The 17,795-nt window shown below is 72.4% G+C and carries 14 protein-coding genes and 2 rRNA genes; 4 read left to right on the top strand and 12 right to left on the bottom strand.

The features are described 5' to 3' along the window. Positions 1-467: 467 nt before the first annotated feature. On the bottom strand, positions 468-1,121 hold the full coding sequence (locus tag T328_RS12745) for an HAD family hydrolase (protein WP_496496111.1): 654 nt from the start codon (positions 1,119-1,121) through the stop codon (positions 468-470). Positions 1,122-1,167: 46 nt separating this feature from the next. Then, complete coding sequence (locus T328_RS12740) at positions 1,168-1,680, bottom strand: DUF6912 family protein (RefSeq protein WP_496496110.1); 513 nt, start codon at positions 1,678-1,680, stop codon at positions 1,168-1,170. Positions 1,681-1,924: 244 nt separating this feature from the next. Here T328_RS12740 and T328_RS12735 point away from each other — a divergent pair, with 244 nt between their 5' ends. Continuing rightward, positions 1,925-2,626 (top strand): Rv3235 family protein, encoded by a 702-nt coding sequence (locus T328_RS12735; protein ID WP_496496109.1) that lies wholly within the window; start codon positions 1,925-1,927, stop codon positions 2,624-2,626. Positions 2,627-2,857: 231 nt separating this feature from the next. Here T328_RS12735 and secA read toward each other — a convergent pair whose 3' ends face one another. After that, positions 2,858-5,707: a preprotein translocase subunit SecA gene (gene secA, locus T328_RS12730; protein ID WP_496496108.1), complete on the bottom strand. Its 2,850-nt coding sequence runs from the start codon at positions 5,705-5,707 to the stop codon at positions 2,858-2,860. A 305-nt stretch (positions 5,708-6,012) separates the two neighbouring features. Here secA and T328_RS12725 point away from each other — a divergent pair, with 305 nt between their 5' ends. The 3 genes from T328_RS12725 (at position 6,013) to T328_RS12715 (ending at position 8,608) form a co-directional block, all read left to right on the top strand. Then, positions 6,013-6,603, top strand: coding sequence for a GNAT family N-acetyltransferase (locus T328_RS12725; RefSeq protein ID WP_496496107.1), 591 nt, complete (start codon positions 6,013-6,015; stop codon positions 6,601-6,603). A 72-nt stretch (positions 6,604-6,675) separates the two neighbouring features. Further along, on the top strand, positions 6,676-7,260 hold the full coding sequence (locus T328_RS12720; protein ID WP_496496106.1) for a GNAT family N-acetyltransferase: 585 nt from the start codon (positions 6,676-6,678) through the stop codon (positions 7,258-7,260). Between the two features lie 148 nt (positions 7,261-7,408). Beyond that, positions 7,409-8,608: a winged helix-turn-helix domain-containing protein gene (locus T328_RS12715; protein ID WP_496496105.1), complete on the top strand. Its 1,200-nt coding sequence runs from the start codon at positions 7,409-7,411 to the stop codon at positions 8,606-8,608. Positions 8,609-8,670: 62 nt separating this feature from the next. Here T328_RS12715 and T328_RS12710 read toward each other — a convergent pair whose 3' ends face one another. The 9 genes from T328_RS12710 to T328_RS12670 all read right to left on the bottom strand — a co-directional run. Further along, the gene (locus tag T328_RS12710; RefSeq protein ID WP_496496104.1) at positions 8,671-9,390 is read right to left on the bottom strand and encodes a response regulator; all 720 of its coding nucleotides are present in this window, start codon (positions 9,388-9,390) and stop codon (positions 8,671-8,673) included. A gap of 93 nt (positions 9,391-9,483) precedes the next feature. Then, positions 9,484-10,203, bottom strand: a complete 720-nt coding sequence (hpf, locus tag T328_RS12705) for a ribosome hibernation-promoting factor, HPF/YfiA family (RefSeq protein WP_496496103.1) — start codon at positions 10,201-10,203, stop codon at positions 9,484-9,486. 328 nt (positions 10,204-10,531) lie between these two features. Next, positions 10,532-11,305 carry a ComF family protein gene (locus T328_RS12700; protein ID WP_496496102.1) on the bottom strand — a complete coding sequence of 258 codons (774 nt, stop codon included), beginning with the start codon at positions 11,303-11,305 and terminating at the stop codon, positions 10,532-10,534. Positions 11,306-11,557: 252 nt separating this feature from the next. Further along, positions 11,558-13,294, bottom strand: coding sequence for an LpqB family beta-propeller domain-containing protein (locus T328_RS12695; RefSeq protein WP_496496101.1), 1,737 nt, complete (start codon positions 13,292-13,294; stop codon positions 11,558-11,560). 172 nt (positions 13,295-13,466) lie between these two features. Then, positions 13,467-15,551, bottom strand: coding sequence for an MtrAB system histidine kinase MtrB (gene mtrB / locus T328_RS12690; protein ID WP_496496100.1), 2,085 nt, complete (start codon positions 15,549-15,551; stop codon positions 13,467-13,469). 1 nt (position 15,552) lies between these two features. Further along, the gene (gene mtrA, locus T328_RS12685) at positions 15,553-16,230 is read right to left on the bottom strand and encodes a two-component system response regulator MtrA (RefSeq protein ID WP_018840454.1); all 678 of its coding nucleotides are present in this window, start codon (positions 16,228-16,230) and stop codon (positions 15,553-15,555) included. 104 nt (positions 16,231-16,334) lie between these two features. Further along, positions 16,335-17,426 carry an S-methyl-5-thioribose-1-phosphate isomerase gene (gene mtnA / locus T328_RS12680; protein WP_496496099.1) on the bottom strand — a complete coding sequence of 364 codons (1,092 nt, stop codon included), beginning with the start codon at positions 17,424-17,426 and terminating at the stop codon, positions 16,335-16,337. A gap of 73 nt (positions 17,427-17,499) precedes the next feature. Beyond that, positions 17,500-17,616: ribosomal RNA gene (rrf, locus tag T328_RS12675) — 5S ribosomal RNA — on the bottom strand. Between the two features lie 71 nt (positions 17,617-17,687). Next, positions 17,688-17,795 (bottom strand): 23S ribosomal RNA (locus T328_RS12670); the annotation flags it as partial.

Raw genomic sequence — 17,795 nt, 5'->3', positions numbered from 1 at the left:
ACGCGCCGGTCCGCTTCCGGCCATCATCGGTCGGCGGCACCGGTTTCGCCGATCAGCCATCCCCCGGGTGGCGCCCCCGGCACCGGCCGACGCCGGGAGGAGCGCGGTGGGGGCCCCTCGGGCCCCACCTCCGTCGCCCCGGTGAGATATCGGGCTGATCACGCCCACCAGGCTATCCCCTCGGGCCCAGGCCGCGTCCACGTCCGAATGTGTACAAACGCAGCGCCAGTTCTTTGCCGATCTGCACAGCTTTCAGCCTGCGGAGACGGCCTTCACCTGGACTAAAGCCTTCCGTATGACCGGGCGGGGGGCGGTGTTCACCAGGTGGCGAACGTCACCCCGGGGGCATACGGGCGGCAAGGGCGGCCGGCGCCCTGCGGACGGCGGGTGGGGCCGGCGGGACGGGCGGGACAGGCAGGACGGGCAGGACGCGGCCGGTGACGACCGGGGCGGGGAGCGTACGGCTGCTACGCCGCCAGCTCGTCCGCCGCCGCGACCGCCTCCGCCAGGCTGTCCACCACCGGGACGCCCGCGGCTTGGAGGCTCGCCCGGCTGTGCGAACCGCCGGTGTAGAGCACGGCGCGCACGCCCGCGTGCCGCGCGGCCGTGGCGTCGTCCACCGCGTCCCCGATGACGACCGTGCGGGACGGGTCTATGCCCTGCAGCGCGCCGAGGTGGCGCACCATGTGCGTCGCCTTGCCGCCGTCGGACGGGCCGGTGCGGCCGTCGATGCGTACGAAGTGGTCCGCGATGCCGTGCGAGCGCACCATCGGCAGCAGTTGCTCGTGCGGCGCGAGGGAGCACAGCGACTGCGTCTGCCCGGCGGCCCGCCGCTGCGCCAGCAGCTCCGCCGCGCCGTCGGCGAGGGCGGCGTCCTCGGCGCGCACCCAGTAGTGCCGGTGGAACGCCTCGTCCATGACCGCCCACTCCTCGGGCGTCGGCAGCCGGCCCATCAGCCGCTCGTAGAACCGGGGCACCGGGACGCAGTACAGCTCGCGATAGCGCTCCAGCGTGATCGGAGGCAGGCCCAGCTCGGCGAAGGAGGCGTTGGTCGCCTCTATCACCGCGTGGATGTCGTGGAAGAGGGTGCCGTTCCAGTCCCAGACGAGATGTGTACGCACCCCAGAACGGTAACCGGCCGGTGTGACAACCGGGCCGGGAGCCCGCTCAGCCGACGAGGTTCTCAATCTCCTGTACGCCGTACCAGAGCAGTTCGTGGTCCTCCGCGCCGTCGACCGTGAAACGTGCGTCGTCGTCTCCGGCGTCCGCGGCGCCGAGCGCGGCCACGGCCGCCGCGACGTCCGCCGCCGCGTCGTCCGCGTCCACGTGCACCGCCGCCGCCAGCTTCAGCGGCACCGCCGCGGCGATACGCACCTCGCCGATCGCGGCGGGGTCGAGCCCGCGGTCGGGGTCGGCCGTCGCGGCGGCGTCGGGCAGCTCCGCCGCGACCACGACCCGGCGCGGTGGGGCGCCGGGGGCGGGGGTGAGCGCCAGCAGCCGCAGCGACGCCTGGGCGGCGCGGGTCAGCGCCGCGTACTCCAGCTCCTCGAGGTTGTCGGAGACGTACCACTCGCGCAGCGCCGGCGTCACGGCGTAGCCGAGGAGCGGCGCCGGGCCCAGCTCACCGGCCTCGTGCGCCCGCGCCAGGCCGGGCAGTGTCAGGGGGACGTACACGCGCATGGGCGAACTATACGGCCGCCGTCCCCCGTCCGAGTGGGTCGACCGGGCGCGCGGCGACGGCATCGTGTGCGACGGCCTTCACCGGCGTGACGAGGGGCGGGACCAGGAGGCGGGGTGGCGGCCATCACCCTGATAGGTGAATGTCGTGGGGCCGCCCGGGCGGGGGCGGGGGCGTTGCGGCACGCCGCGGGGGCCGGGTACACCTTCGGGCACCGCGAACCACACGCATCACGGGGGTGACAGCGTGACGACCACAGACGCCCGGCCGGACACCGGCCGGCCCGCACGGCGACCGGAACGCCGGCCGCAGGGACGACGACCGTACGAGCCACGTAACGAGCCACGGCACCAGCCACCGCACCGGCCACCGCACGAGCCACCGCACGAGCCACCGCCTGGGGCACCGCATCCGACAGCGCACGACCCGGCCCACGAAACACCGCACGACCCGGCGTACGACCCGGCCCTCGACCCCGCGGACGGGGCGACGCCCGCGCCGCCGCGGCGGGCGCCGGTCCGGCCACCGCGCCGCCGGCCCCGGCCCCGTACCTGCCCGCCGGACCGCCGCGACACCCGCCGGCCGCACCGGCTGCCCGCGCGCCGCCGGCCGGGGGAACTGCGGCCGCACGAGTGGTTCGCCGAACGGCTGGTGCTCGCGCTCAGCGGACAGCGGCCGATGTACTGGCTGCTCGGCCACACCGCCGGCCGCGCGTACGACCAACTCGCCGCGTTCGCCGACGAGCTGCCGCTGCGCCACCGCACCCGCCCCGAGCTGCAGGCGTGCGGCTACTGCCGCCCGGCGCCCGACGTCATCGAGGCATTCGCCCGCGTCGCCGTGGGCGGCCGGCTGCGGGCGCTGGCCTTCCGGCTGGAGCTGGGCCCGGACCGCCGCTGGCGCTGCGCCGCGGTTGACGTGGGCCCGCAGACCGCGGCGGGTGCCTCGTAGGCGCCGTACGGAGCCACGGGAGGGGCCCGTACGGGAGATCCGCGGCGCCCGGAGCGGCGTAAGCCACCGCGAGCCCGGCGCGCGGCCGTACCCGCACCCGCGTCCGCGCAACCACCCGCGTGTCCAACTGCCCAGCCGCCCGTGCTCAGAACCGGCCGCGCACACGACGGCGGGGCCGGTCCCGCAGGACCGGCCCCGCCGTCCGGCGACGTAACTACCGCGTCGCCTGCGTCACTTCTTGCGCCGCTTGCCCTTCGAGCCGCCCTTCTGGGCCCGGCGGCGCTCCGCCCGGGTGCGGCCGCCGCCCGAGCCGCCGGCCCCGCCGCCCTGCGCCCCGTCGGTGGCCAGCTCGCCCTCCGCGACGCCGCCCTCCGCGGTGGGCGCGGAGAAGTGCAGCCGGTCGGGGCGCTGGGGCTGTTCGAGACCCTTGGCGCGGATGGCCGGGGCCGGCACCGCGTCCTGCGGCGCGGCGTCCTCGGCGGGCACCGCGTCCTGCACCGGGACCTCCTCGACCTGCTGCTCGACCTGGACCTCCAGGTTGAACAGGTAGCCGACGGACTCCTCCTTGATGCCGTCCATCATGGCGTTGAACATGTCGAAGCCCTCGCGCTGGAACTCCACCAGCGGGTCCTTCTGCGCCATCGCGCGCAGCTGGATGCCCTCCTGGAGGTAGTCCATCTCGTAGAGATGCTCACGCCACTTGCGGTCCAGCACCGACAGCACGACCCGGCGCTCCAGCTCCCGCATGATCTCCGAACCGAGCTGCTCCTCGCGCTTGTCGTACTGCGCGTGGACGTCCTCCTTGACCATGTCCTCGATGAACTCGGGGGTGATGCCCGCGCGGTCGCCGGCGGCCTCCTCCAGTTCCTCGATGGTCACGGAGACGGGGTAGAGCTGCTTGAAGGCGGACCACAGCCGCTCCAGGTCCCACTCCTCGGCGAAGCCCTCGACGGTCTCCGCCTGGATGTAGGCGTCGATGGTGTCGTCCATGAAGTGGCGCACCTGCTCGTGCAGGTCCTCGCCCTCCAGCACCCGCTTGCGCTCGTCGTAGATGACCTCGCGCTGGCGGTTCATGACCTCGTCGTACTTCAGGACGTTCTTGCGCGTCTCGAAGTTCTGCTGCTCGACCTGCGACTGGGCGGAGGCGATGGCGCGGGTGACCATCTTGTTCTCGATCGGCACGTCGTCCGGCACGTTGGCCATCGACATGACCCGCTCGACGAGCTGCGCCTTGAACAGCCGCATCAGGTCGTCGCCGAGGGACAGGTAGAAGCGGGACTCGCCGGGGTCGCCCTGGCGGCCGGAGCGACCGCGCAGCTGGTTGTCGATGCGCCGCGACTCGTGCCGCTCGGTGCCCAGCACGTACAGCCCGCCGAGGTCCTTGACCTCGGTGTACTCGGCCTTGACCGCTTCCTCCGCCTGCTTCAGCGCGGCCGGCAGCGCCGCCGCCCACTGATCGGCGTGCTCGACGGGGTCCAGGCCCTGCTGACGCAGGGTGGCCTCGGCGAGGTCGTCGGGGTTGCCGCCGAGCTTGATGTCGGTGCCGCGGCCCGCCATGTTCGTGGCGACGGTGATCGCGCCGCGGCGGCCTGCCTGCGCGACGATGATGGCCTCGCGGTCGTGCTGCTTGGCGTTGAGCACCTCGTGCTGCACGCCGCGCTTGCTGAGCTGCTGCGAGAGGTACTCGGACTTCTCCACCGACGTCGTGCCGACCAGCACCGGCTGGCCCTTCTTGTACTTCTCCTCGATGTCGTCGACGACGGCGTCGAACTTCGCCTCTTCGGTGCGGTAGATCAGGTCGGACTGGTCCATGCGCGCCAGCGGGCGGTTGGTGGGGATGGGCACCACGCCGAGCTTGTAGATCTGCTGGAACTCGGCGGCCTCGGTCATGGCCGTGCCGGTCATGCCGGCGAGGCCCGGCAGTTCCTTGCCCTCGTGGTCGTGGCGCTTGTAGAGGCGGAAGAAGTTCTGCAGGGTGATCGTGGCGAGCGTCTGGTTCTCGTCCTTGATGTCGACGCCCTCTTTGGCCTCGATCGCCTGGTGCATGCCCTCGTTGTAGCGGCGGCCGGCGAGGATACGGCCCGTGTGCTCGTCGACGATCATGACTTCGCCGTTCATGACGACGTAGTCCTTGTCCTTCTTGAACAGCTCCTTGGCCTTGATGGCGTTGTTCAGGTAGCCGACGAGCGGGGTGTTCACCGACTCGTAGAGGTTGTCGATGCCCAGGTAGTTCTCCACCTTGGCGACGCCGGCCTCGTGGATGGCGACGGTCCGCTTCTTCTCGTCCACGTCGTAGTCGCCGGTCTCCTGCTTACCCAGGCGCGGGTCGCCCGGCTCGCCCTTGGACAGCCGGGTGACCAGCTTGGCGAAGTCGGCGTACCACTTGGTGGCCTGGTCGGCAGGGCCGGAGATGATCAGCGGGGTACGGGCCTCGTCGATGAGGATGGAGTCGACCTCGTCGACGATCGCGAAGTTGTGGCCGCGCTGCACCAGCTCGTCCTTCGACCACGCCATGTTGTCGCGCAGGTAGTCGAAGCCGAACTCGTTGTTCGTCCCGTAGGTGATGTCGCACTTGTACTGCTCGCGGCGCTGCGCCGGCGGCATGTTGGCGAGGATGCAGCCGACGGACAGGCCGAGGAAGGTGTGCACGCGGCCCATCCACTCGGAGTCGCGCTGCGCGAGGTAGTCGTTGACCGTGACGATGTGCACGCCCTTGCCGGAGATCGCGTTGAGGTACGCGGGCAGGGTGCCGACCAGGGTCTTGCCCTCGCCGGTCTTCATCTCGGCCACGTAGCCCTCGTGCAGCGCCGCGCCGCCCATGATCTGGACGTCGTAGTGCCGCTCGCCGAGGATCCGCCTGGCCGCCTCTCGTACGGTGGCGAACGCCTCGGGCAGGATGTCGTCGAGGGACTCGCCCTCTTCCTCGTACCGCTTCTTGTACTCCTCGGTCAGTGCGCGCAGCTCGTCATCGGAGAGGTGCTTGAAGTCCTCTTCGATGGAGTTGACCTGGTCCGCGATGCGGCTGAGCTTGCGCAGGATCTTTCCTTCGCCTGCGCGCATGATCTTTCCGAAGACGGACACTTTGGGCTGGCTCCTTGCCGGTCGGGCCTGGCACGGTCGGGTGCGCTGGTGCGGCCCCTGTCCTCTGGGGCTCCTCTCGGGCCTCGCGGAGCCCATGGCCGCACCGGCCATCGTATGCGAGGACGCGGGCGCCCCGGGAGGTCCAGCCCAGGGACGTTAGGTGCCGTCACCGTACGTGTCAACGTCCGAACACCGTGGAAAGTGCCGCAAAGGCCGCGCACCCCCGCACCGGCCGGCCCGCGGGCCGGCCGGTGCGGCGGGAAAAGCCGTGGCGGGGGCGGAAGGCGGAGGCGGAGAATCCGGAGATGGAACCCGTCACCCTGGACACCGGCCGCCTGCTGCTGCGCCCCATGGAACCCGGCGACATCAACGCCGTCCTCGCCGCCTGCCAGGACCCCGACATCCAGCGCTGGACGCGCGTACCGTCGCCGTACGGGCGCGCGCACGCGGAGGAATTCGTCCTCAAGGTCAGCCCGGCTGGCTGGCGCGAGGACACCATGTACAACTTCGGCGTCTTCGCCCGCGACGGCGGCGCCCTGGTGGGCTCGATGGGCCTCGTCGGCTTCACCCCGTCGCGGCACGCGGAGCGCGTCGCGGAACTCGGCTACTGGACGGCACCGGAGCAGCGGCGGCGCGGATACACCGCGGAGGCGGCGGCGGCCGTGGTGCGGTGGGCGTTCACGGAGGTGGGCATCGACCGGATGGAGTGGTTCGCCGAGGTGGGCAACGAACCGTCGCGGGCGGTGGCGCTCCGGGCGGGGTTCACGATGGAGGGCACGCTGCGCTCGTGGTTCGTCAACCACGGCACGCGGCGCGACGCCTGGGTGGCGTCGCTGCTGCCCTCGGACGTGGGGCTGCGGTCACGGATGCCGTACCTGCCGCCGCCGTCGCGGTGAGTGTCCGACAGCTCACCGGGTGTCCAACTGCACTGCTGGCGCCACCCGCCCCGCCCGCGGACAATCTTCTCCATGGACCCGATCACCCTGGTCACCGAGCGCCTGCTGCTCCGCCCCGCAGAGCCCGGTGACGTCGACGCCGTCCTGGCCGCCTGCCAGGACCCCGGCATCCAGCGCTGGCTGCCGGTCCCGTCGCCGTACGAGCGGGAGCACGCCGAGGAGTACGTCCTGAAGATGATCCCGGCGGGCTGGCGCGAGGACCGGCAGTACGACCTGGTCCTCACCGACCTGGAGAGCGGCACACTGGTGGGCTCGGCGGGCGTCGGCCGCACCGCCGGGCCCGAGGAGCGCGTCCGCTCGATCGGCTTCTGGACCGCCCCCGGGCACCGCGGACGGGGCTACGCCGGCGAGGCGGTGGCGGCGCTGGCGCGGTGGGCGTTCACGGAGCTGGGCGCGGACCGGCTGGAGTGGCTGGCGCAGGTGGGCAACGAGGGATCGCGGTCGGTGGCCCGGAAGGCCGGCTTCACGATGGAGGGCGTGCTGCGCTCCCGGATCATCCACCGGGGCGTCCGGCGGGACGCCTGGGTGGCGTCGCTGCTGCCGTCGGACACGGGCCTGGCCCCACAGGTGCCGTACGGACCGGGCACGCCCGCCTGACGACGTTCCGACGCCGCCCGCCTGCCGCCGAGCGACACGGCCGGCCAAAAGCAGGGCAATGCAGACGGCGAGGGGAGGGGGCGGGAGAGGGGCGGGGGCGAGGGGCGGGGGCGAGGGGTTGTCAGAGGCAGGCTCTACGCTCGCCGGCATGACCACGAACGTGTCTCTCTCCGCCGACGACGCCCGCCGTATCGCCCTGCGCGCCCAGGGGCTGCTCGGCGCGCCGGAGCGCCGGGCCGGGGCCCGCGGCGTGCTGCGGCGGCTGGGCGCGGTGCAGTTGGACACCATCTCGGTGCTCGCCCGGTCGCACGAGCTGGTGCCGTACGCGCGCCTGGGCGCCGTCAGCCGCGAGGCGGTGGAGTCGGCGTACTGGTCGGGGACGGCCGCCTTTGAGTACTGGTCGCATGCGGCCTGCATCCTGCCCATGGAGGAGTGGCCGCTGTTCGCTTTCCGCCGCCGGGAGCGCCGCGCCCGCGGCTACCGCTGGCACCAGTTGCAGGACCCGGAGGGCTCCCGTGCCGCCGTCGTGGACCGGCTGCGCGCCGACGGCCCGCTGACCTCCACGGACCTGGGCGGGGCGAAGAACGGCGGCCCGTGGTGGGACTGGTCGGAGACGAAGATCGCGGTGGAGACGCTGCTGGACGCGGGCGAGGTGGTGGTCACGGCCCGGCGCGGCTGGAAGCGGGTGTACGACCTGGCCGAGCGCGCCGTTCCGGACGAGCTGTTCCACGACGACCTGGCGGACGAGGAGTGCCTACGCCGCCTCGTCACCCAGGCGGGCCGCGCACTGGGCGTGGGCACGCGCGCGGACCTGGCTGATTATCACCGTCTCAAAGGCGAGCAGGTCGCCGCGGTCGTGGGTGACACGGAGCTGGTCGAGGTGGAGGTCGAGGGCTGGGGCAAGCCGGCGTGGGCCGACCCGGAGGCGCTGGCAGAGGCCCCGCGGGGGCGGCACAGGACCACGCTGCTGTCCCCGTTCGACTCCCTGGTGTGGGACCGCCCGCGTACGGAGCGGATCTTCGGGCTGACGCACCGGCTGGAGGCATACGTGCCGAAGCCCAAGCGGATACATGGGTATTTCGCCATGCCCGTGCTCGCCGGCGGCAAGCTCGTCGGCCGGGTCGACCCGGGCCGCGAGGGGAGCACGCTCGTCGCCCGCCAGGTCACGCTCGGCGCCGACCGGCCGGGCGGGGTCACGCCGGCGAAGGCCGTGGAGCCGACCGCCGCGGCGCTGGCGGAGGCGGCGAGCTGGGTCGGGGCGCAGGCGGTACGGGTGGAGCGGGTCAGCCCGCCGGAGTTGCACACTCCGCTCGCACGGGCGGCGGAGAAGGCCCTGGCCGCAGGCTGAGCGACCGGGCGGTCGCGGCCTTCGCGTCGGGGGCTCCGAACGCGGCCGCGGCGCCCGGGGGCTCAGCGGATTTCGAGGATCTTCTCGCGCATCGCGTAGACGACGGCTTCCATCCGGGAGTGCAGCTGCAGCTTCTCCAGGATGTTGCGCACGTGGTTCTTCACCGTGTTTTCGCTGATGAACAGCTCTTTGGCGATGTCGCGGTTGTTCATGCCGGTGGCCACCAGCTTGAGCACCTCAAGCTCCCGGTCGGTCAGCCGCGGCGCCGGCACGAGGCGCCGCTCGTCGGTGCGCTGGATCATCGACTTGAACTCGGTCAGCAGCTTCGACGCCATCGACGGGCTGATCTGCGACTGCCCGTCGGCCACGGCGCGGATCGCGGTGGAGACCTCGTCGGTGGAGATCTCCTTGAGCAGGTAGCCGGTCGCCCCCGCCTTGATCGCGTCGTAGAGGTCGGCTTCCTCGTCGCTGATCGTCAGCATGATGATCTTCGCGCTGGGCACGACTTCCTTGATGGCCGTGCACGCCTCGATGCCGCTGCGCCGCGGCATCCGGATGTCCATCAGCACGATGTCGGGAAGGAGGTCGGCGGCCTTGTCGACGGCCTCGGCGCCGTCGCCGGCCTCGCCGACGACCTGGATGTCCTCCTCCTGGGCGAGCACGATCTCCAAGCCGCGGCGGAAGAGCTCATGATCGTCCACGACGAGGACTCGGATCGGCTCCTCCCGGGGACCGACCGTCGCCTTCGGCTCACCAGCTCCGCTCAGATCGAACTCCGCCACTCTTGCCCCCAGGCACCGACTTTGCCGTGCGCGCACATGATTTCACGACCGGGCGGCGGGGTGACGCCCCCGCCGCCCGCGTACCGTCGCCTTTCAGCCGCCCAAGGCGCCCCCCGCGCCGTCCGGCAGCGACTCCTCGATCGGATAAGGGTCTAGGTGGATCACGCCATAGTCATATGCGTGCCTGCGGTAGACAACGCTGGGCAGCTTCTTGTCGGAGTCGACGAACAGATAGAAGTCGTGCCCGACGAGCTCCATCTCGTACAGCGCCTGGTCGAGCGTCATCGGCGGGGCGGCGTGGGTTTTCTCCCGCATCACCAGCGGGCCGTCACCGTCCACTTCCAGCGGTCCCCGGCGAAGAGGCCGAGAGCCGTTCCGCTGCGTCTCGTTCTCCCCCGTCGTCTCCATGGACGGGGTCGTCAGCTCCCCGTCATCGGTGAGCTGCGCCGCCTGCGCGACGACCGCGCCCACCTCCGCCGCGGTGCGCCGGCCCTTGCCGGGCCGCCGGGTCTTGCGCTTGTCGTGCTGCTTGCGCAGCCTCGCCTCCAACTTGGCCGTCGCCAGGTCCAGGGCTGCGTACGGATCGGCCGCGGCCGCCTCCGCGCGCACCACGGGCCCCCGGGAGTGCACCGTGATCTCGACCCGGTCGCAGCGGTCGGCCAGCCGCGGGTTGTGTTCCTTGGACACCTCGACGTCGAGGCTGATCACCTTGCCGTCGAACTTCTGGATCTTGTCCAGCTTCAGCTTCTCGGCCACGTGCCGACGAAACCGCTCGGGAACCTCGGTCTTGCGGCCCTTGACGACGATGTCCACGCAGAACTCCGTTCTGGAGCGGCTCCGCTTACCGCTGAGCTGACGGGCGAAGCCGGTCCTTTGGTGCGCTGGGCCCCGGTGGCTGCCGGAGCCTCGGGGTTCTCTGCCGCCGGACCCTCCCCGCGGAAGGACCGGCCTTCACCTCCTCCTCCCCCACCGACAAGATCGACACCCCACGGAAGGCGGCGGATTCGGCCCATCCGCTGTCCCCACAGCCTCCTCACAATCGAACATAGCTCGCCTCAGATGCCGCGGCACCCCCTAAGGCGTCGATGGTTCGATCAGGTACGCATACCTCCTTTCTACCTGCAGAAACGTAAGATTGCAGTCAAGGGAGCGGGCACGCGCGACCGGCTTCGAACGCGTCCCGCGGCGCGGCCACGACCGCCGCCGCGACCGCGTCACGGTCGCATGCGGCGCGTACGGCCCGAGCCGCCTCCGCGAGCGACGCCCCGGTCGTCAGTACGTCGTCCACGAGCACGACCCGGCACCCCGGCGCACGCAACCGCAGCGCACCGCCCCGGACCGCCTCCAGCGCCCCGGAGACATTCCGCTGCCGCGCCACCGCGCTCAGCCCAGCCTGATCCGCCACCGCCCGCCGCTGCCGCAGCACGGGCAGCAGCTCCACCCGTATCCCGCCCCGCCGCAGCCGCTCCGCGGCGACCAGCGCGATACGCCGCACCGGATCGTGCCCCCGCCGCACCACGGCCCCCCGCGCCGACGGCACGGGCACCAGGACGACGCGCTCGCCCTCCGGCTCCCCCGGCCGCGCCTCACCCCGCGCCCCGCCGCGAGCACCCCGGCCGGCCCCGGCCGCCCGGACCCCCGCCGCCAGGGCCGCGCCCAGCGGGCGGGCCAGGCGCAGCGCACCCCGTTCCTTGTGCGCCAGCAGCGCCGCCCGCGCCGCGCCCCCGTACGCCACCGCCGCGTACACCGTGGGCAGCCCAGCGGGCCGGGGCCGCGGCACCACGCGCCGCACCGCCCCCGCCGTCAGCTCCGCCGCACACTCCACGCACAGCGCCCCCGCGCCCCGCCCGGCCCCGCATCCCGCGCAGCCGGCCGACAGCAACAACCCCGCCAGTTCCCGTCCTGTCCCCCGCATACGTCCACCATGCCCGGGCCCACCGACACCCGCGACCCACCTGTGGACAACCCCGCGTATGTGGATAACCGAGCCGCCGCCCCGGCCACCGGCCACCCGCCACCGGCAGTCAGACCCGCCAGACCCGCCAGACCCGCCAGACCTGTGAGGTCCACCAGACCCGGCCGCCCCCACACCCAGCCCCGGCAACCACGCCCCGCCCCGGCCCCGCCCGGCCGCCCGGCCCGGTCCCGGAAACCGGCCCCAGCGCACCTACCCCGGATACACCGGCGCCGTGCCCCCTTCCCCGCCCGACACCGCCTTCCAGTACGCGTTCTGCGGCAGCCGCACGATCCCGTCCTCCGACGCCGCCACCAGCGGCTTCGTACCGTCCTCCGCCGCCGCCACCGCCGTCACCCCGGTCAGGCCCTGCCCCAGCTCCGCCGCCGGCGGCACCGATCCGTCCGTCGACACCAGCCGCATCTGCTGCACGCCCTCGGTCTCCCGCCCCACGACCAGCAGCCGGCTCTCGCCCGCCCACGACACGGCCCGCACCTCCGCCAGCGGCCCCGTGTCACGCAGCTGCGCCACCACCGGCACGCCGTCCTCCACCGACACCACGCCCAGCACCAGCCGGCTCTCCGAACCCTCGCTGACGACCAGCGCTATCCGCGCCCCCTCCGCCGACATCCGCAGCGCCTCGATACGCCCGTCCAGCCCGGTGACGTCGATGCGCACGGGCTCGCTGGCGCCGCCCGCCATCCAGTACAGCCGCGACTCCCCGCCGACCCGGTCCGCCACCCACAGGTCGCCCAGGCCGTCCCAGCTCGGCGCGGTGAGCCCGTCGCCGCGCTCCGCCTGCGCCTCGGTGGCGTCGCTGGTCACCAGCGGGTCGCCCAGCGACGAGGACTCGTCCAGAGACGACACGTACAGCTCGCGCCCGGTGGCCGTGACCCCGGCCGCCTTCTTCTCCGAGCGGGCCACCGCCGCAGAGCCGAACGCCGGTCTGCCGTCGCCGAGCGGGCTGATCACCGTCGCGGGCCCGGCGTCGCCCCCGTCCGGCCCCGGAGGAGTCCGTACGAGCCGGTGCTTGGAGTCGATGAAGTACAGCGAGTCGGGGTGGCGCGCCAGCCGGTCCGGCGCATACCGCTCGCCCGCCGTCGCGCTCAGGTCGCACAGCTTGGTGTCCTTGGCGGTCAGCAGCTCCACGTGGTCGACGCGCACGCCCTCCTGGCTCTGCGCGGTGTGCAGCACCTGCGCCGCCATCCGCTCGCACGTGTACAGCCCCGGCTTCGTCCGCGTCACGAGCCGCACCCGCAGCGTGCCCTCCTCGTTGACCGTCAGCCGCTGGTTCTCCGCCAGCTTGGTGCGCTCCGGGAACGTCGTCTGCGTCACCGTGCCGATCAGCCCGCCCGGCCCGTCGAGCAGCGTGCGCACGGCATCCGTGACGGGATCGATCCGCCTGCGTACGTAGACGGGGTCGGCGACGAGCGTGTCCTTGCTGCGCGCCGTGAAGTGGTACGTACTGGCCGGCTGGAAGGTCCGCTCGAAGTCCGCCCGGCTGATCACCAGCCCGCGCGGCGGATCGACGATCCGCCACTGGCCGGACTTGCGCTCCTTGGACAGCTCGATATTCAGGCTGTACGGGCGTTCGTCCGGCGTGTACGTGCCGGCTTCGTTGAGCCGCGCGACCTTGTCGCCGTGCAGTTGCACGACCGCCGTGCTCACCTTTTCGCGGTTCACCGGCTTGGGCCCGGTCGGCCGCCACTCCGTGACCTCCGGCGCCTCAGCGAGCACCGTCGTCTCGCCGGGCGTCCACACGCGCGCCTTCTCCGTAAGATATGCCTTTGCCACGGTGGCGTAGTCGTCGCTGCGCAGGGCCTCCAGGAAGTCGGACACGATGCGCTGGGGCCTGGCCCCGGGCTCCGGCCGCTCGGCGTATGTGCGCGCGCGTGGATCCTCGCGCTGCTCGGACAGCGGCACCTGGTGCACGCCCCCGCTGTCGGGCATGGAGGCGCAGCCGGTGACGAGCAGGAAGCCCGCGAGCAGAGCGGCGGTGGCATAGCGGCGCCTACGGGCTGGACGCCGGCGTCCGTACGGCCCGGGGCGCCCGTACGGCCCGGGGGTACGGGCCGACGCCCGCCGGCCCCGCCCGCGTACCGCCGACGTCCTCCCCGTACGGCTAGCCGCGACCACCGCGCTCCCCCTCACCGCCGACCTCACTCCCGACCTCGCTGCCGACCTCACTAGGGACCGCATCGCCGCCCTCGCCACTCTCCGAGACACCCTCGGGCCCGCCCCCAGACGCGCCCACGGACACCCCCTCCGCCACATCCTCGCCTGCGGCGCCACCCGGCGCCGCCGCCTCGTCCGCCGCCCCCGCATACCCGCTGACCCGCCGCCCGCTGCCCGGCAGCGCCGTCGGATCCGCCTCCGCCCGCGCCACGGGCCGCGGCGCCGCCGCACGCGCGGCAGCGCCCGTCCCACGCCCGCCCTGCGCCGGTACGGTGCCCAGCAGCTCCCCGCCCGCCGATCCGCCGGCCTGCGCCACACTCACCGCGCCCGGCTCCGGGACCGCCCGCGCCGCACGCCGCGCCCGCGAGTCGTCCGGCTCCAGCGGCACCGGCGAGCCGTGCAGCGCCTCTCCGCCCGTCCGCGGCAGCGTCAGCCGGAACTGCGACCCGCCACCCGGCTCGCCCCACGCCTGCAGCCAGCCGCCGTGCAGCCGGGCGTCCTCCAGGGAGATGGACAGCCCCAGGCCGGTCCCTCCAGTCGTCCGGGCCCGGGCCGGGTCGGCGCGCCAGAAGCGGTTGAACACCCGCGTCGCCTCGCCGGGCTTCAGCCCCACGCCGTAGTCGCGGACCGCCACCGCCACCGCGCTCTCGGACGCGCCGAGGAGCACGACGACGTCACGGCCCTCGCCGTGCTCGACGGCGTTGACGACCAGGTTCCGCAGCACCCGCTCCACGCGCCGCGCGTCGACCTCCGCGATCACGGGGCGCTCGTCGCCCCGCACGAGCAGCCGCCCGCCCTTGGCGTCCGCGAGCATCTGCGCGCCGCCCACGACGCGCCGCACGATCTCACGCAGGTCGACGGGCTCGGCGTCCAGCGCCGCGGCGCCCGCGTCGAAGCGGCTGATCTCCAGCAGGTCGGAGAGCAGCGACTCGAACCGGTCCAGCTGGTCGAGCAGCAGCTCCGCGGAGCGCGCGGTCACCGGGTCGAAGTCCTCGCGCCCCTCGTGGATCACGTCCGCGGCCATCCGCACCGTCGTCAGCGGGGTGCGCAGCTCGTGCGAGACGTCGGAGACGAAGCGGCGCTGCATCCGCGACAGCTCCTCCAGCTGCTGGATCTTCACCTGGAGGTTCTGCGCCATCTTGTTGAACGACTGGCCCAGCCGGGCGATGTCGTCCTCGCCGCTGACCTTCATCCGCTCCTGCAGCCGCCCCGCGGCCAGCCGCTCGGCGATGCCGGCGGCCATCCGGACGGGCGTGACGACCTGTCGTACGACGAGCCAGGCGATGGCGCCGAGCAGCACCACCACGAACACGCCGGCCGTCGCCAGCGTGCCCTTCACCAGGCTCAGCGTCTTCTCTTCCTGCGTGAAGGGAAACACGAAATACAGCTGGTAAGGATTGTTGTTCGGGTCGTTCAGCCGCTTGCCGATGATCAGCGACGGCTCGCTCTCGTCCGAGCCGCGCTTCCAGACCCGCGCGTACTGCTCGTAGATCCCGGATCCGCCGCCGCGGTCGACCCTCTCGCGCAGATCCGCCGGAATGCTGTCCACCGACGTGTCGTCCGAGACCAGCGAGCCGCGCGGGTTGTCGGACGAGCCGGCCGCCTCGTTGTCCACGTTGGAGCTCATCACCAGCACGGACACCACGCCCTGCCCGCTGCCCATCAGCTGCTCCACCAGGGCGGCCCGCCACTCCGCGGAGTTCACGGCCGTCGTGGCCTCGCTGCCGCTGCCGGGCTCCTCCGCGGCGCCGCGTATCTCCGCCTGCGCGAAGCCGCTCTGCGCCTGCCCCTGGGCGGCGCCGAGCTTCGCCTCCAGCAGACCGTTACGGACCTGGCCGATGACGACGATGCCGAGCAGCACGACGACGCCCAGCGACATCAGCAGCGTGGTGGCGACCACCCGCAGCTGGATGTTCCGCCGGTACAGCCTGGTCGCGATGCGCAACGGGCGGCGTACCCAGCGCACGCACAGCCGCACGAACGGCTGCACCGGCCCGCCGGGCACGCCCTCCCGCGGCAGCACGCGGAACACGTCAGCTCGGTCCCGCCTTGTAGCCGACACCGCGGACGGTCACCACGATCTCCGGCTTCTCCGGGTCCTTCTCGACCTTCGAGCGCAGCCGCTGCACGTGCACGTTCACGAGGCGCGTGTCGGCGGCGTGCCGATAGCCCCAGACCTGCTCCAGCAGCACCTCGCGCGTGAACACCTGCCACGGCTTGCGCGCCAGCGCCACCAGCAGGTCGAACTCCAGCGGCGTCAGCGCGATCGGCTCACCGCCGCGCTTCACCGAGTGCCCGGCGACGTCGATCACCAGATCGCCGATCGCCAGCTGCTCCGGCACCGGCTCCTCCGACCGGCGCAGCCGGGCCCGGATCCGGGCCACCAGCTCCTTGGGCTTGAACGGTTTGACGATGTAGTCGTCGGCCCCGGATTCCAGGCCCACGACGACGTCCACGGTGTCGCTCTTCGCCGTCAGCATGACGATCGGCACACCTGACTCCGCCCTGATCAGGCGGCAGACCTCGATGCCGTCCCGGCCGGGCAGCATGAGGTCGAGTAGCACCAGGTCGGGCTTCGACTCGCGAAACGCGGCGAGCGCCTTGTCACCGTCCGATACGAACGACGGCTCAAAGCCTTCCCCGCGCAGCACGATGCCGAGCATCTCGGCCAGTGCGGTGTCGTCGTCGACGACGAGAACGCGTCCCTTCATGACGACATCATCCCATTTACACATCCCATACAGAGAATCCCGTGTCCCAGGTCACGTCCCGGCCACCGCCGTGACGTGCCTCTTCCCCTGACGATCACCCGCGGTCAACGCCCGCACAGCTCTGCGAGCGAATCCCCCGTCACCGGCGAGGCCACCCCGCGCTCCGTGACCAGAGCCGTCACCAGCTCCGGCGGGGTGACATCGAAGGCCGGGTTGTACGCCTCCGTGCCCGCGGGTGCGACCGCATACGCCACCGCGGCCGTTGCCGAACGCGCCCCGGCGGCGTGCGGCACGGAGAACTCCGTGACCTCGCCCCCGGCCCGCTGCTCCACCTCGATGGCCGAGCCGTCCGGCGTGTTGAAGTCCACCGTCGTCGTCGGCGCGACGACGAGGAACGGAACCCGATGGTAGCGGGCGAGCACCGCCAGCGGGTACGTCCCGACTTTGTTGGCCACCGACCCGTCCGCGGCAATCCGGTCCGCGCCCAGAACCACCGCGTCCACCTGCCCGTTCGCGAACAGCGACCCGGCCGCGTTGTCGGTCAGCAGCGTGTACGGCATGCCGGCCCGCCCGGCTTCGTACGCGGTCAGCCGAGCCCCCTGCAGCAGCGGACGGGTCTCGTCCACCCACAGCCGCCGCAGCTCCCCCGACCGATGCGCCGCCAGCACCACGGCGAACGCAGTGCCCCCACCACCGGACACCAGCGCCCCGGTGTTGCAGTGCGTAAGCACCCGGTACCCGCCCTCGGGGACCAGCTCTCCGAGCAGCCGCAGTCCGTGCTCGGCCATCCGCGCACTGCCCCGCGCATCATCGGCATGCAACCGCCGCGCCTCCGCCAACGCGGCCGCAGCCCCGCCGGCACCGCCGTCCCGGCCCTGCCAGGCGGCCTGTGCCCTCCGTACGCCATACGCCAGGTTCACCGCGGTCGGCCGCGCCCCCGCGAGCAACTCGGCGGCCTCCCCGACGTCATCGCCCCGCGCGGCAGCCAGCGCGACGCCATAAGCCCCGGCAATACCGAGCAGCGGCGCACCCCGCACGGCAAGCATCTGAATCGCCCGCACCAGCGCCGGCACATCGGCACAGACCAACCCCACCTCGTCGGCAGGCAGCCGCGTCTGGTCCAGCAGGACGACCGCAGGCCCGTCCCCGCCGTCTGGCGACTCATCCCAACGAAGTACGGCTATCTCTTCGGCCATTGTCCCAGTCTGCAAGGCTCCCGGAAATGACTCAACCCCTGAGCCGCAGCTCAGGGGTTGAGTTCTAAAGATTGTTCGGCGGTGACCTACTCTCCCACACGGTCCCCCATGCAGTACCATCGGCGCGGTCAGGCTTAGCTTCCGGGTTCGGAATGAGACCGGGCGTTTCCCCAACGCTATGACCACCGAAACACAATGAAACAAACAACCAGCAACAAACAGGTTGTTGTCTCAGAACCAACACAGTGGACGCAAGCAGCTATGGACAAGCCCTCGGCCTATTAGTACCGGTCACCTCCACCCCTCACAGGGCTTCCAGATCCGGCCTATCAACCCCGTCGTCTACAGGGGGCCTTAACCCCTACAAGG

It is taken from the genome of Streptomyces sp. CNX435 (assembly GCF_059570575.1).
The sequence above is the reverse complement of the archived record's forward strand: the minus strand, read 5'-3'. Positions and strand labels throughout refer to the sequence as shown.